This window comes from Actinoplanes xinjiangensis, from assembly GCF_003148685.1.
Taxonomy (GTDB): Bacteria; Actinomycetota; Actinomycetes; order Mycobacteriales; family Micromonosporaceae; genus Actinoplanes; species Actinoplanes xinjiangensis.
Window position 1 is genome coordinate 562,120 of the sequence record NZ_QGGR01000003.1, and the last position, 13,190, is coordinate 575,309.

At 69.6% G+C, this 13,190-nt stretch carries 15 protein-coding genes; 7 read left to right on the forward strand and 8 right to left on the reverse strand.

Annotated elements, in window-relative coordinates; genetic code table 11:
• Positions 1-98: 98 nt before the first annotated feature.
• A complete protein-coding gene (locus BC793_RS09420) occupies positions 99-464 on the forward strand; it encodes a hypothetical protein (protein ID WP_146246210.1) in 366 nt (121 codons plus the stop codon).
• Positions 465-569: 105 nt separating this feature from the next.
• Entirely contained in the window at positions 570-701 is a 132-nt protein-coding gene (locus BC793_RS52245) for a hypothetical protein (RefSeq protein WP_275416107.1), read from the forward strand.
• Positions 702-1,095: 394 nt separating this feature from the next.
• Here BC793_RS52245 and BC793_RS09430 read toward each other — a convergent pair whose 3' ends face one another.
• The 3 genes from BC793_RS09430 to BC793_RS09440 form a co-directional block, all read right to left on the reverse strand.
• Positions 1,096-1,458, reverse strand: a complete 363-nt coding sequence (locus BC793_RS09430; protein ID WP_093619169.1) for a WhiB family transcriptional regulator — start codon at positions 1,456-1,458, stop codon at positions 1,096-1,098.
• Positions 1,459-1,601: 143 nt separating this feature from the next.
• Complete coding sequence (locus BC793_RS09435) at positions 1,602-1,934, reverse strand: hypothetical protein (protein ID WP_239169730.1); 333 nt, start codon at positions 1,932-1,934, stop codon at positions 1,602-1,604.
• 118 nt (positions 1,935-2,052) lie between these two features.
• Complete coding sequence (locus BC793_RS09440; protein ID WP_109591298.1) at positions 2,053-4,191, reverse strand: ATP-dependent DNA helicase UvrD2; 2,139 nt, start codon at positions 4,189-4,191, stop codon at positions 2,053-2,055.
• An 83-nt stretch (positions 4,192-4,274) separates the two neighbouring features.
• Between BC793_RS09440 and BC793_RS09445 the strand changes: the two genes are divergently transcribed.
• Positions 4,275-4,517 (forward strand): mycoredoxin, encoded by a 243-nt coding sequence (locus BC793_RS09445; RefSeq protein ID WP_109591300.1) that lies wholly within the window; start codon positions 4,275-4,277, stop codon positions 4,515-4,517.
• 36 nt (positions 4,518-4,553) lie between these two features.
• Here the strand turns inward: BC793_RS09445 and BC793_RS09450 are convergent, their stop codons facing one another.
• The 4 genes from BC793_RS09450 to BC793_RS09465 are packed head-to-tail and all read right to left on the reverse strand — an operon-like array spanning position 4,554 to position 9,056.
• Positions 4,554-5,435 carry a phytanoyl-CoA dioxygenase family protein gene (locus tag BC793_RS09450; protein ID WP_109591302.1) on the reverse strand — a complete coding sequence of 294 codons (882 nt, stop codon included), beginning with the start codon at positions 5,433-5,435 and terminating at the stop codon, positions 4,554-4,556.
• A gap of 56 nt (positions 5,436-5,491) precedes the next feature.
• Entirely contained in the window at positions 5,492-6,439 is a 948-nt protein-coding gene (gene nudC, locus BC793_RS09455; protein ID WP_239169731.1) for an NAD(+) diphosphatase, read from the reverse strand.
• Positions 6,436-7,752: a M16 family metallopeptidase gene (locus tag BC793_RS09460; protein ID WP_109591304.1), complete on the reverse strand. Its 1,317-nt coding sequence runs from the start codon at positions 7,750-7,752 to the stop codon at positions 6,436-6,438. The genes nudC and BC793_RS09460 overlap by 4 nt, the downstream gene beginning before the upstream one ends.
• Complete coding sequence (locus BC793_RS09465) at positions 7,749-9,056, reverse strand: M16 family metallopeptidase (RefSeq protein ID WP_109591307.1); 1,308 nt, start codon at positions 9,054-9,056, stop codon at positions 7,749-7,751. Before BC793_RS09465 ends, BC793_RS09460 begins: the two co-directional genes overlap by 4 nt.
• A gap of 281 nt (positions 9,057-9,337) precedes the next feature.
• Here BC793_RS09465 and BC793_RS09470 point away from each other — a divergent pair, with 281 nt between their 5' ends.
• The 4 genes from BC793_RS09470 to BC793_RS09485 are packed head-to-tail and all read left to right on the forward strand — an operon-like array spanning position 9,338 to position 12,475.
• Positions 9,338-9,751 (forward strand): RrF2 family transcriptional regulator, encoded by a 414-nt coding sequence (locus BC793_RS09470; protein WP_109591309.1) that lies wholly within the window; start codon positions 9,338-9,340, stop codon positions 9,749-9,751.
• An 8-nt stretch (positions 9,752-9,759) separates the two neighbouring features.
• The gene (locus tag BC793_RS09475; protein ID WP_109591515.1) at positions 9,760-10,839 is read left to right on the forward strand and encodes an ABC transporter substrate-binding protein; all 1,080 of its coding nucleotides are present in this window, start codon (positions 9,760-9,762) and stop codon (positions 10,837-10,839) included.
• 27 nt (positions 10,840-10,866) lie between these two features.
• The gene (locus tag BC793_RS09480) at positions 10,867-11,613 is read left to right on the forward strand and encodes an ABC transporter ATP-binding protein (RefSeq protein ID WP_109591311.1); all 747 of its coding nucleotides are present in this window, start codon (positions 10,867-10,869) and stop codon (positions 11,611-11,613) included.
• Positions 11,603-12,475, forward strand: coding sequence for an ABC transporter permease (locus BC793_RS09485; protein ID WP_109591312.1), 873 nt, complete (start codon positions 11,603-11,605; stop codon positions 12,473-12,475). The genes BC793_RS09480 and BC793_RS09485 overlap by 11 nt, the downstream gene beginning before the upstream one ends.
• A 1-nt stretch (position 12,476) precedes the next feature.
• On the opposite strand, the gene BC793_RS51160 is transcribed toward BC793_RS09485, so the two are convergent.
• Positions 12,477-12,866: a hypothetical protein gene (locus BC793_RS51160; RefSeq protein ID WP_239169732.1), complete on the reverse strand. Its 390-nt coding sequence runs from the start codon at positions 12,864-12,866 to the stop codon at positions 12,477-12,479.
• Positions 12,867-13,190: the final 324 nt, after the last annotated feature.

Consider the following 13,190-nt stretch of genomic DNA (forward strand, 5'->3'; position numbering starts at 1 on the left):
ATTCCGGCCCGCTCGAGTGTGAACGCGTCTGCCCTTCCCGGTGTACCCACCAGTGAGGAGCCAACCGGCCCACTCGAGCGGGGGACACCATGGGCACTGTGGACGGGAGACTCGTCGCTGACTGCGTGAAGCTCTGGCAGGCAGGCGAGTACCAGCTCAAGCCCTTGGCTGACCACTATCGCAACGTCATCACCGCGGTCCTGCGGTCAGAGGCGGGGCTCTCCGCTCTGGGGCGGGACAGCATGCTCGGCGGTCCCTACGGTCCGTTCCGAACCGCCTGGCAGACACTGGCCGATCAGGCGATCGAGAGTCTCCGTACGACCTCCGAGAGTCTGGCCGCCACCGCAGACGTCCTGATCCTCGCGGCCGATTCGTATGCCGGCACCGACCGTGACAATGCCGAGGCCTTCGAGTCCGAGTGCGCCAGAATCGAGGCCGCGCTGCCCGGGGTAGAACTCCGATGAGTTACGAGGAACTGCGGCAGCACGCGGCCCGGATAGAGGAGCTGGCGGCGCTGGAGTCCCTCAAGAAGTTCGGGATGCGGTTCGTGGGCGGGCGGAGCATTCCCGGTGAGGAGCACGTGGATCAGCCTGCCGGACACTTCCGCTCTCGCGGCGATGTACGACCAGCTGTTCCTCGCCGCCGAGATGCTCGCGACCGGATCCGGTGCGATCACCGATCCGGTACACGGGGGGCGATGACACAGTCCGACATCCCGGCCGGGGCCGACCTCGATCGCACGCTGATCACCGTCCACTGTGACGTCGACCGGTCCAGGCCCGAGTTGAGCCCCGGCGCGCCGTACAACTGAGGCGGTCAAAGGAAAACGGCCCGTCCGCAGTGGCGGACGGGCCGTTTCTCATCGCTGGTGGTCGTCAGAGTCCGGCGCCGAGTTCACGGGACGTCCGGCTGCGGGCGTCCATCGTGATACGGCGGGCGGAGCGGTAAGCCTCAGGTGCACGGTCACGCTGAGGCCGAGGCATTCGAGCCCTCGACAACGCCTCTTGGATGAGTCTCATCTTCATGTCTCCGTTCGAAGGCATCTCGGTTCTCGGCTTTCGGGTTTCGATCTCGGTCATGGGGAGGGTGGTCATCTCATGCGGCCAGACGAACGGAGCTGCGAGTGTCGAGGCCGTTGGCGGCGAGGCGCTCTTCCACCTCGACAGCCAGCTCGGCGTCGCGGGCGACGTCGGCCTTACGCGGACGGCCACGGGGCCGCTTGCGCGGGACGACAGCGCCACGCTCGAAGATCTCGCCACCCCAGACACCCCAGGGCTCCGCACGGTCGACCGCACCGGCCAGGCACTCGGCGCGCAGCGGGCAGTCCCCGCAGAGCGACTTGGCCAGCTCCAGCTGGGCCGGGGAGTCGGAGAACCACATGTCCGGGTCGAACTTCCGACAGGGCAGGTTTGCCTCGAGGTCGACGGTCATGTCGATCGGGGCCAGCGCCAGACTCATAAAGCCCGGTCACCTCTCTCTTCTTCTCGATCTTCTGGATCGTGTTTCAGGTCGTGCATCCGGCCGGTTCGGCCGGAAAAGAATTGAGGCCGCGGATCCCGGTTAGGGGTTCCGCGGCCTCGAGGTGAGCCGGTGGTCTGTTGTCAGACCGGCCTTCCTCGAGGCGGGACACCGCTGCCACCATCCGTGTAGCGCTTGCTGGAGATGGTGATGTTGCTGCCCTTGAAGCCAGTGGTCCCGTTGTTGCCTTCGATGCGCACCAGGGCAGATTCGCCCAACTCGGCCTGGGCCGGGACCTGGTGCACCCGCGGAGCCGGGACGAGCCTTGCCGCGGTCGGCAGGGTCCGGACGAGCTCAACCTGGGTCCGCTCAGCAGCCATCCACGCCGGAGCGGCGGTGGCGGGCAGCGAAACGGGCAGAGCACAGGCGTGGTTCAGCGGCATGGACGCAACTGTCATCGTGATTTCGAGCTTCATCGTGGCCACCTCCTCCATCGCGTTGCACTCGTAGTCGAACCTCGGCGAATCCACTGCTCGCCAAGGTGTGTCCTGAGGCTATGCCTGCCCTACACGGGAGGGCAAACGAATTTAGCCACTAGTTTTCAAAGTTTTTCTGCGCAAGGTCATCGGGGCTGGCGCCGGCCACGAGAGCGAAGACCGCGTCGCCGTACTGACCCAGCTTGCGGGGGCCGATCCCGGCGATCGCGAGCAGTTGTGCCGGTTCCGTCGGGCGGCGCTCCGCCACGGCCACCAACGTCGCATCGGTGAACACCACGTAAGCAGGGACTTTGAGTTCAGCGGCGGTGACCGCGCGCCACACCTGGAGACGCTCGTGGAGGTCTTCGTCCAGGTCGGACGGGCAGGTGGGACAGCGGCCCAGTTTGCGGTCGGCGCCGGCCAGCAGGGTGGCTCCGCAGATGCGGCACAAGGACACCTGAGGGCGGCGGCGGTCGGGTTTCCGACCCGGCTCGACGGTACGGGACTCGGTGGCGCCACCCTTGGTGAGCTGCGGCAGGAACCGGCACGGGCGACGGGTCCGGCCGCCCGGGGCGCGCGACTGGCCGTACGACAGCCAGAGCAGTTGCCGGGCCCGGGTCACCCCGACGTAGAGCAGTCGGCGTTCCTCCTCCAACTGCTCGGCCGTTTTCGCGTACGTCGTCGGAAGGGTGCCGTCGGCGAGCCCGGCCAGGAAGACCGCGTCCCATTCGAGGCCTTTGGCCGAGTGCAGCGAAGCCAGAGTGACGCCGGACACAGTTGGTGCGTGCTGTTGTTCGGCACGGCGGATCAGCTCGTCGTTGAAGGCGGCGAGCGAGATGTCGCGCTGGACCCGCCCGGCCTCGCCGATCGGCAGGATCTCCGGCGACGCCGCGTACTCCTCGGCGAGCGCGACCAGGGCGGCCAGTGCCTCCCACTGCTCGCGTGCCGCGCCGCCGGGCGGTGGCTGCTGCCGGTTCCAGCCGGTCGCGGCCAGCGCCTCCACGACCGCCTCGACGAGCGGCGTCTCCCCCGGGATGGACCGGACGGCGGCGCGCAGCGCGACCATCGCCTGCCGCACCTCGGCCCGCTCGAAGAATCGTTCGGCGCCCCGCACCACGTAGGGCACCTCGGCGTCGGCGAGCGCCTCCTCGTACGTCTCGGACTGCGCGTTGGTACGGAAGAGGACCGCGATCTCGCTCGCCGGGGTGCCGGCGGCGATCAGTTCCCGGCAGCGCCGGGCCACCGCAACCGCCTCGCTGTGCTCGTCCGGGAAGATCTTGAGTTCGGGTTCGGGCCCGGACGGACGCTGGCCGACCAGTTCCAGTCGCAGTTTCGCCTCGGTGCCACGGGCCTGCCGGATCACCGCGTTGGCGAGCCCGACCACCTGCGGCGTGGACCGGTAGTCACGGACCAGCCGGACCACCACGGCACCACGGCGCTGGCGCGGGAAATCGATGAGGTACGCCGAGGTGGCACCGGTGAACGAGTAGATCGTCTGACTCGCGTCCCCGACCACCGTCAGGTCGTCCCGGCCGCCCAGCCAGGCATCGAGCAGCCGCTGCTGCAGCGGGTTGACGTCCTGGTACTCGTCGACGACGAAATGCCGGTACTGGGCACGGATCTGGTCGGCGACGTCCTGGTGCTCCTCGATGCCCCACACCGCGGCGCGCAGCAGGTCCTCGAAGTCGATCACACCCTGCCTGCGTTTGAGCTGCTCGTAGGCGGCGAACACCTCGGCCACCCGGGCCGGTTCGTACGGCGGCTCGCGCAGTGCCTTGGCCGCGGCCACCGCGTACTCGCCCGGCTCGACGAGGGACGACTTGGCCCACTCGATCTCGCCGGCCAGGTCGCGGGCGGCGGCGCGGTCGGTGCGTACCCCCGCCTTGGCCGCCGCGAGGCCGACCATCCGGGCCTTGCTCTCCATCAGCTCGGGCATCCGCCGGCCATCGAGCAGGCGTGGTGCGAAATAGCGCACCTGGCGCAGCGCTGCGGCGTGGAAGGTCCGGGCCTGCACCCCGCCGGCACCGAGGGCACCGAGCCTGGCCCGCATCTCGGCCGCGGCCCGTGCCGTGAAGGTCACCGCGAGCACGTGCCGGGGGCTGATCTCGCCGGACATCGTCCGATACGCGATCCGGTGGGTGACCGCCCTGGTCTTGCCCGTGCCGGCGCCGGCCAGGATGCAGACCGGACCGGCGGGCGCGGTCACCGCCGTACGCTGATCCGGGTCGAGCCCGGCCAGCACTGCTTCAGTCCGCACGGTAGGGAATCATGACACCCCGGCGGGGTGTTGTGCTTGTCAGCCGCACCGCGGTGTGACCTGTATCGAAGGAGTCTTGACGGATGCTGACCATGTACTCGACGTCCTGGTGTGGGTACTGCCACCGCCTCAAGTCGCAGCTCGACCGGGAGGGCATCGCCTACGACGTCGTCGACATCGAGCAGGACGAGGCCTCGGCCGCGTTCGTGCGCAGCGTCAACGGCGGTAACCAGACGGTGCCGACCCTGAAGTTCGCCGACGGCTCGGCTCTGACGAACCCGTCGATCGTCCAGGTCAAGCAGCACCTCGCCACCATCGCGGCGTGATGGTCGGGAGGGGCCCGCGGCCCCTCCCGCAACCATTTACGGGATCAGCGCCGGGATGCTCGAGTCGAGCAGTCCGCGCTCCTTGAGCGCCCCGTAGAGCGGCGTGGTCTCCGGGTAGTGACCCCACTGGTGGTCGCCGTCGCCGTCGCCGAAGCCACCGAGCAGCTGCTTCTGCACCTCGGTGAGGTTCGCCCACTCCGGCCGGTTCGGCAGGTCGGCGTTCTCGTCGCGCATGGCGATCCAGCGCGGGGTGTAGCCGAAGAACGCACCGACGCGGGTGATGTCGGAGTAGTTGTCCGACCGGGCGTGCCAGATCCGCCGGTCGAAGACGACCAGGTCGCCGGCGTTCGCGGTGATCTGCGTCGCGCCGTCGGGCGCGGGCCACGGGACACCACGGCTCGGCGGGCCGGGCAGCCAGTTGGTCTTGTGGCTGCCCGGCAGCACGGTGAAGTTGCCGCGGCCGGTCTCGCTCACGTCCGAGAACCAGTACGCCAGCTTGACCGACAGCATCGGCCGCGGGTCGGTCTCGATCTCCCGGTTCTGCCGTCCGCCGTCCTGGTGCCAGTGCCACCATTGTTTCTGCTTCTGGTGCAGCTGCGGGTGAACGTCGATGTGCGAGTGGTAGATGTGCAGGTTCCACCCGAGCAGCGACCAGATGTACTTGAAAGCCTTGGGGTGATCGATCAGGAAGGCCAGCTCGGGGACGTGCGCGATCGGCGAGAGCTGGTGCAGGGCACCGGTCGCGCTCAGCTCGCCCGCGGACTTCTGCTTCTCGTAATACCCCAGGATCGCGGCGCGGCCGGCCTCGATCTCGCTCTCACTCAGCACCGACGGCACGACGATGTAGCCGTCCCGGTCGAACGCCTCCCGCTCCTCCGCGGACATCGGCGTCCACGCCGGCGCCTCCACCTGAGTCATCGGTTCCCCTCTCGTCTTTGAAGGGAAGACGCGACGGACGCTCGAATGGGTTGCGCCTAACCAGAAAAATCTTCTGAGTCCTCGAGGAGCCACTTCTCGATCAGATAGAAGGCGATCGAAGAGCTCATCGGCACGCCGTGCGAGCCCTCACCGGAGAACATCTTCGCGACGTCCTCCCTGGTGAACCAGTGCGCCTCGTCGATCTCCTCCGGATCCAGCACCAGCGGCTGCCCCGGGTCGGCGATCCCCTGAAAACCGAGCATCAAGGAGCCGGGGTACGGCCAGGACTGGCTCCCTTCGTACCGGATCTCGGAGAGGTCGACGCCCACCTCCTCCTGCACCTCGCGGGCGACCGCCGCCTCCGCCGACTCGCCGGCCTCGACGAACCCGGCCAGGCAGGAGAAACGCCGGGACCCGTCGGGCCGGGCCGGCCAGGCCGCGTTGTGGCCGAGCAGGCAGCGCCCGGTCGGGCCGGCGACCCCGTCGTGCACCAGGATGATCATCGCCGGGTCGGTCCGCGGCCACATCATGGTGCCGTCCGGATCGACCCGCGCCCAGCCGGCCTCCACCACTGTGGTCGGTTTTCCGGTACGCGGCGAGTACAGGTGACTGCGGTGCCAGTTGCCGAGCGCGACCGCCGTGGTCAGCAGGCCGGTGTCGCGGGCGTCGAGCAGATGCCCGACCTCACGGAGGCCGGCCACGCGGGTGTCGCCGGCGGCGGTGAGCGGGGCGTCGACCGCCCAGTACGGCGTGCCGTCCGGGCCGACGCCGAGGAACCAGCGCTCGGCCTCCGGCGCCTCCGACGGTGGCACCAGGATCAGTGCGGCACCACCGTCGGGGCGGTCGTTGACCAGGGCCCGGCCGCCCTTGGCCAGGTCCACGACGAGGACCTGGCCGCGTTCCCAGGCGGCGGCGAGCCATGCGGAGTCCCGGCGGTGCTGGGCCGCGCGGTCGAGGGTGGTACGGGCGAGCGGCGGACCGCCCGGTTTCTCCGAGCTGATCACGCTGCGCTGCGCTCCACCACGGTCAGGGCGGACAGTTGCGGCTCGATCTTCTCGGCGTCGCCGAGGACCACGGTCACCGCACGGGACGGGGCGAGGTACTTCGAGGCGGCGGCGGCCACCTCCTCGCGGGTGGCCGCGGACAGCGCCGCGGAGTACTTCCGGAGGTGGTCGAGGCGGAGCCCGAACCCGGCGTACATGCTGGCCAGCCCGGCGAGCCCGGCCTGGGTGGACATGCCGAGCCGGAGCGTGCCGAGGGCATAGCGGCGGGCCTGTTCCAGCTCCTCCTCGCCGGGCGGGAGGCTGGCGATCCGGCCCAGCTCGTAGTTCGTCTCCAGCAGCGACGGGCCGGTCACCTCGGTGGCCACCTCGGCGGCGGCGACCAGCGCGGACCCGGCCACGTAGTGGTCGACCGACGAGTACGACCCGTAGGTGTAGCCCTTGTCCTCCCGGATGTTCTCGGTCCACCGGGACGAGAAGTAGCCGCCGAACACCAGGTTCGCCAGGTTGAGCGCCGCGTAGTCGGGGTCGGTGCGGGTCAGCGCGGGCAGCGCGATCCGCAGCGACGACTGCACCGACCCGGGCCGGTCGACGAGCAGCAGTGGACCGGTCTCCAGGGCGGGGGTGGGCGGCAGGCTGCCGTCCTGGGCACTGCCCGACCAGCCGCCGAGGACCTTCTCCGCGGTGTCGATCGCCTGGTCCGGGTCGATGTCGCCGACCAGTACGAGCACCGCGCCGTCCGGACGGACCCGGGCGGCGTGCAGTTCGCGCAGCGGGCCCGGCGACAGCACCCGGATCTCCTCGGGCGCCGGGGTCTGCACCGCGTACGGGTGGCTGCCGTACATCCGCTTGAGCAGGGCCACCCGGGCGAGGTGTGCCGGCTGGCTGAGCGCGACCTGGATGTGGTCGACGAGCCGGTCCCGCTCGGTGGACACCTCCTCGTCCGGATAGGTGGCGTCGGTGAGAACCGAGGCGAGCAGTTCGAGCGTCCGGTCGAGGCCGTCGGCGAGCGCGTTACCGCTGATCAGCAGCCGGTCCGGGTCGAGTCCGGCGGCCAGGCCGCCGCCGACCGCCTGCAACTCGGCGGCGATGTCGATGCTGTTCATACCGCTGGTGCCGGTGAAGAGCGCCTGCGAGAGCAGAGTGGCCGGGGCGAGCGGGGCCCGCCCGAACGGGATCCGCAGCCGCACCTCGACCAGCGGCACCGCGGACCGCCGGATCGCGATCACGGTGAGGCCGTTGGACAGGGTCCGCTCGCGCTCCCGCGGCAGGTTCAGCTCGGCGTCCGGCACCAGGTCCGGCAGGGTCTTGGTCACGAAGAGGCTCCCGGGAAGACTTCGACGGAGGCGCGGCGCTCGGGCCGCAGAGTGCCCGCGGCGGCGACGATCTGCTCCTCGCGCACCTCGCTGATCAGCTTGGGCAGGTCGTTGAGCAGTCCGGGGCGGCCACGCTGCAGCTCCAGGACGGCCATCGGCTGGGCCCGGCCGAGGACGTCGTCGGTGCCGTGCAGCGCGCGGGTCGCCATGCGGGCCTGGGTACGGTCCAGCTCGCCGGGCTTGAGGCCGTCGGCCGCCAGCCGGTCGAGCTCCTCGTCGATGGTGCGCAGCACCTTGCCGGCGTCGCCGCCCGGGGGCAGGTGGGCCTGGAGCAGCAGGGCGGTCGGGTTGCGCACGAGGTACTCGTCGCCCATGAAGCCGAGGTAGCCGCCCAGGGTGGTGGCCGTCCGGTCACGCTGGACCAGGCGCTCGACCAGCCGGGACGCGTCGCCGTCGGTGAGCACCTCGGCGAGCACCACGTACGGCAGGTAGTCCTCGAAGGTGCCGATCGGGTCGGGCACGCGCCAGCCGGCGGCGACGGCGGGCAGCGGGGCGATGCGATCGGTGTACGACTCGCGCCGTTCCCCGTTGATGTCGGGCTCGTCGAAGTCCGGCAGCTGCGGGGCGGGCCGGGCCGGGACGTCACCGAAGTGCCGCTCGATCATCGTGGTCGCCTCGGCCACGTCGAAGTCGCCGGCGACCGAGAGCACCGCGTTGCCGCAGGCGTAGTAGCGGTCGAAGAATCCCTGCGCGTCCTCGACGGTGGCGCTCTCCAGATCCTCGAAGGAGCCGTAGCCGTCGTGCGCGTTGGCGAAGGTGCTGAACATCACCGGTGGCAGTTTCAGCCACGGGAACCCGCCGTACGGCCGGTTCAGCACGTTGACCCGGATCTCCTCCTTGACCACGTCGACCTGGTTGCGCAGGTTCTCCTCGGTGAGCCGGGGGCCGCGCATCCGGTCCGCCTCGAGGAACAGGGCGCGTTCCAGACCACCGGTCGGCAGCACCTCGAAGTAGTCGGTGTAGTCGAGGTGGGTGGAGCCGTTGAAGCTGCCGCCCGCACCCTGCACGTGGCGGAAGTGCGCCAGCTTCTCCAGGTTCTCCGAGCCCTGGAACATCAGGTGCTCGAAGAGGTGGGCGAAACCGGTTCGGCCCTCCGGCTCGCTACGGATGCCGACGTCGTAGACGACGGCCACGCCGACCACCGGGGCGCTGCGATCCGGAGAGAGGACCACGCGCAGACCGTTGCCGAGCGTGAACCGCTCGACCGGGTATTTCGTCGCGGGGATCTTGATTTTGGGCGCCACGGTACGAATCTAGCCGACACGCCTCCGTAGTCGAGTGGCGACGCCGAGTAAATACATCAATATCCGTTCGCGATCTTCCGCCGCGAATCGGACCCCGTACGGCGCGTCGATGTCGTTCCCGTCACCCCAACGGTGGAACCCGGGCACGATACAACCCGAAAAGCCCCCGGATGGCGGTTTCCCACGGCCCGGGCCAGGGTTGACGCACCAAACCCATATGGTCCAGTATTCCCATCCAACAGATAGGCATACCGAAGTATCCGCGGGAGGGGGAGCGCGTCGTGTACGTCTCGGCTCGCACGGACTACGCCGTACGCGCGATGCTGGCGGTCACCGCCGAGCACCCACGCCTGGTGAAGGCCGCCGGACTGGCTGCCGTCCAGGACATCCCGCTCAGCTTCCTTCAGGGAATCCTGCTCGATCTGCGCCGCGCCGGACTGCTGCACAGTCATCGTGGCGTGGACGGCGGGTACGCCTTGGCACGCCCCGCCGAGGAGATCACCGTCGGCGACGTCGTTCGCGCCGTCGGGGGTGCCCTCACCACGGTCCGTGGGCTGCCCACGTCCACGGCGACCTACCACGGTGCGGCGACGGCGCTGCACGACGTGTGGGTCGCCGTCGAGGCGGCCATCGAGGGTGTGGTCGACCACAAGACCCTGGCCGAACTCTCCCACATCTCAGTGAGAAGAAATTAGGAGTGAGCATGAGCTCCCGCACCCTCCGTGCGCTGGCCCTTGCCTCGGCCGCGCTGGTGGCCACGACCGCGCTGGCCGCCTGCGGTTCCAAGGACGAGGACAAGACCGCCGCCGAGGCCGCCGCCGGTAACGCGGCCGAGGCCCCGGCCATCAAGCTGGGTTACTTCCCCAACATCACCCACGCCCCCGCCCTGGTCGGCGTGAACAAGGGCCTGTTCGCCGAGAAGCTGGGCGGCACCAAGCTGGAGGCGACCACCTTCAACGCCGGCCCGGCCGCGATCGAGGCGCTGCTCTCCGGCGCGATCGACGCCACCTACATCGGCCCGAACCCGGCGATCAACGGCTGGTCCAAGTCCAAGGGCTCCGCACTGAAGATCATCGCGGGCAGCACCTCGGGCGGCGCCGGCCTGGTCGTCAAGGAGGGCATCAACACCCCGGCCGACCTCAAGGGCAAGAAGATCGCCACCCCGCAGCTGGGCAACACCCAGGACGTCGCGCTGCGCGCCTGGCTGAAGCAGAACGGCCTCAACGCCGACACCAGCGGCGGCGGCGACGTCTCGGTCCTGCCGCAGGACAACGCGACCGCGATCCAGGCGTTCGCGCAGGGCACCATCGACGGCGCCTGGGTGCCGGAGCCCAACTACAGCAAGCTGGTCCTCGAGTCCAAGGGCAAGGTCCTGGTCGACGAGAAGACGCTGTGGCCGAACCAGGAGTTCGTGACCACCCACCTGATCGTCAGCCAGGAGTTCCTGAAGAAGTACCCGGGAACGGTCAAGAAGCTGCTCCAGGGCCACATCGCGGCGGTCAAGTACATCAAGGACAGCAACGCCGACGCGCAGAAGGCCGCAAACGCCCAGATCGAGGCGCTCACCAGCAAGCCGCTGAAGGACGAGATCCTCACCGCCGCGTTCGCGAACCTCAAGTTCACCTACGACCCGATCGCGTCCTCGCTCTTCACCAGCGCGAAGCACGCGGAGGAGGTCGGCCTGCTCGACCCGGTGGACCTGCAGGGCATCTACGACATCACGCTGCTCAACGAGCTGCTGAAGGCGGACGGCCAGGCCGAGGTCAGCGACACCGCGGTCTGATCCCGCGGAACGAGGAGGAGGGCGAGTATGAGCACGGTCGTCCGGATCGACGATGTCACCAAGCAGTACGGTTCGGGGAGCAACGCTCTGCTCGCCCTCGACCACGTCTCGCTCGATGTCGCCCAGGGGGAGTTCGTCTGCCTCCTCGGCGCCTCCGGCTGTGGCAAGAGCACCCTGCTCTCGCTGGTCGCCGGCCTCGACCAGATCACCACCGGCACCCTGGACATCGGCGGGCGCCACGTCGCGCTGATGTTCCAGGAGGCCGCCCTCTTCCCCTGGCTCTCGGTGGCCGGCAACGTCGAGCTGCCGCTCAAACTCCAGGGGGTGGGCCGCGCCGACCGCAGGAAGCGGGCCCGGGAGTTGCTCGAGATCGTCCGGCTGGACGGTTTCGACGACAAGCGCCCGCACGAACTCTCCGGCGGGATGCGGCAGCGTGTCGCGCTGGCCCGCGCGCTCGCCCAGAACGCCGACGTCCTGCTGATGGACGAGCCGTTCGGCGCGCTCGACGCGATGACCCGCGACATCCTGCACGACGAACTGGAACGGATCTGGCGCGAGCAGGAACTGACCGTTCTCTTCGTCACCCACAACGTGCGCGAGGCGGTCCGCCTCGGCGACCGGGTGATCCTGCTGAGCAGCCGGCCCGGCCGGGTCATCGAGGACTTCAAGATCGGCCATCCGCGCCCGCGGCGCATCGACTCCCCTGAGGTCTCCGGCCAGGCCGCCGAGATCACCGACCGGCTCCGTGCGGAGGTGGCACGTCATGCCAACTGAGGTCGTCGAGAAGCAGAAGCAGGCGGACGAGGTCAGCGGCCTCGACGCTCTCGAGCTCGGCCCGAAGAAGGAGAAGGGCGCGCTCGGCCGGCGCGTCTGGAGCAGCTTCTGGCCCAAGGCGCTGGCCATCGCGATCGTCGTCGGCGCGTGGCAGATCGTCTACCTGTCCGAGTGGCGGCCGGCCTACGTCTTCCCGCCGCCCGCCGACGTGTTCGCCGAACTCGGCGCGTTGATCACCGAGCCGAAGTTCTGGGACGGCGTACAGCTGACCATGACCCGGGCGCTCACCGGATTCGCCCTGGCCGTGGCGATCGGCACGCTGATCGGCGCGGCGGTCTCCCAGTTCCGGCCGCTGCGCGCCGCGATCGGCTCGCTGATCACCGGCCTGCAGACCATGCCGTCGATCATGTGGTTCCCGCTCGCCATCCTGCTCTTCCAGCTCGGTGAGAAGGCGATCCTTTTCGTGGTCGTCATCGGCGCCGCACCGTCGGTGGCGAACGGCCTGATCAGCGGGATCGACTACGTGCCGCGAACCTGGCTGCGGGTCGGCCAGGTGATGGGCATGAGGGGCATCGCGAAGTACCGCCACCTGATCCTGCCGGCGTCGCTGCCGTCCTTCGTCTCCGGCCTCAAGCAGGGCTGGGCGTTCTCCTGGCGCAGCCTGATGGCCGGGGAACTGCTGGTCATCGTGCCGGGCACGGTCTCGATCGGGGTACGGATGCAGACCGCCCGCGACCTGAGCGACGCGGTCGCGGTGCTCGCCTACATCATCGTGGTGCTGGTCATCGGCATCCTGGTCGACCAGTTCTTCAACGCCGCCGACGGCGCCCTGCGCAAGCGGTGGGGCCTGACCGGCAACTGATCTAAATCGGCCGAACCGAGTCGAGGACCTCGTCCACCACGTGGTCGAACCGCCGGTGGGTGTCCGGGATCGAGACGTACAGGACCGCCGCCGTCGGCTTACCGACGTCGATGACCGCCACCGCGGAGAGTTCCGAGGTGGCGGTCAGGCCCGGTTCCTTGAAGCTCAGCCGGAACTCACTCACCCACGCCGGCCGCCCGCCGAGGGTCGTCACCTCGTCGCGCAGCGGCTGCATGCTGTTCGGCTGCGGGTAGTACTCGGCCCGCACGTCCGCCGCGACCTGCCGGCCCACACACTCCAGATCGAGCGTCACCGCGTCGTTGTCGGCCGCCGGAACCGCCGCCGACAGGATCGACGCATGGTACTGCCCACCCTGGTAGACCTCGGTCACGAAGTGCTGCCCCGACCCGGTACGGCACCTCCAGGGTGCCCGCCCTCCACACCTCGGTCCAGGGGGTCCAGGGCGCCCCGTACCTCTTGTAGGTGATCCCGGCATCCGGATCGACGGTGCGCTCGCCGTCGGCCGGCGGTGGTGCCGGAACGCTCGGCGCGGTGGGCGCCGCGCCGCCCGGTGACACCGTCGGCGCCGGGCAGGCCTGCGCGAGCGGCGGCCGCAGATCGGCCGGCGCCGCCGCCTTCTCCCCGAACGGATCGCCGTCACCGCCGAAGATCATCACGAGCAGCACGGCCAGGCCGGCCGCCAGGATCACCCCGG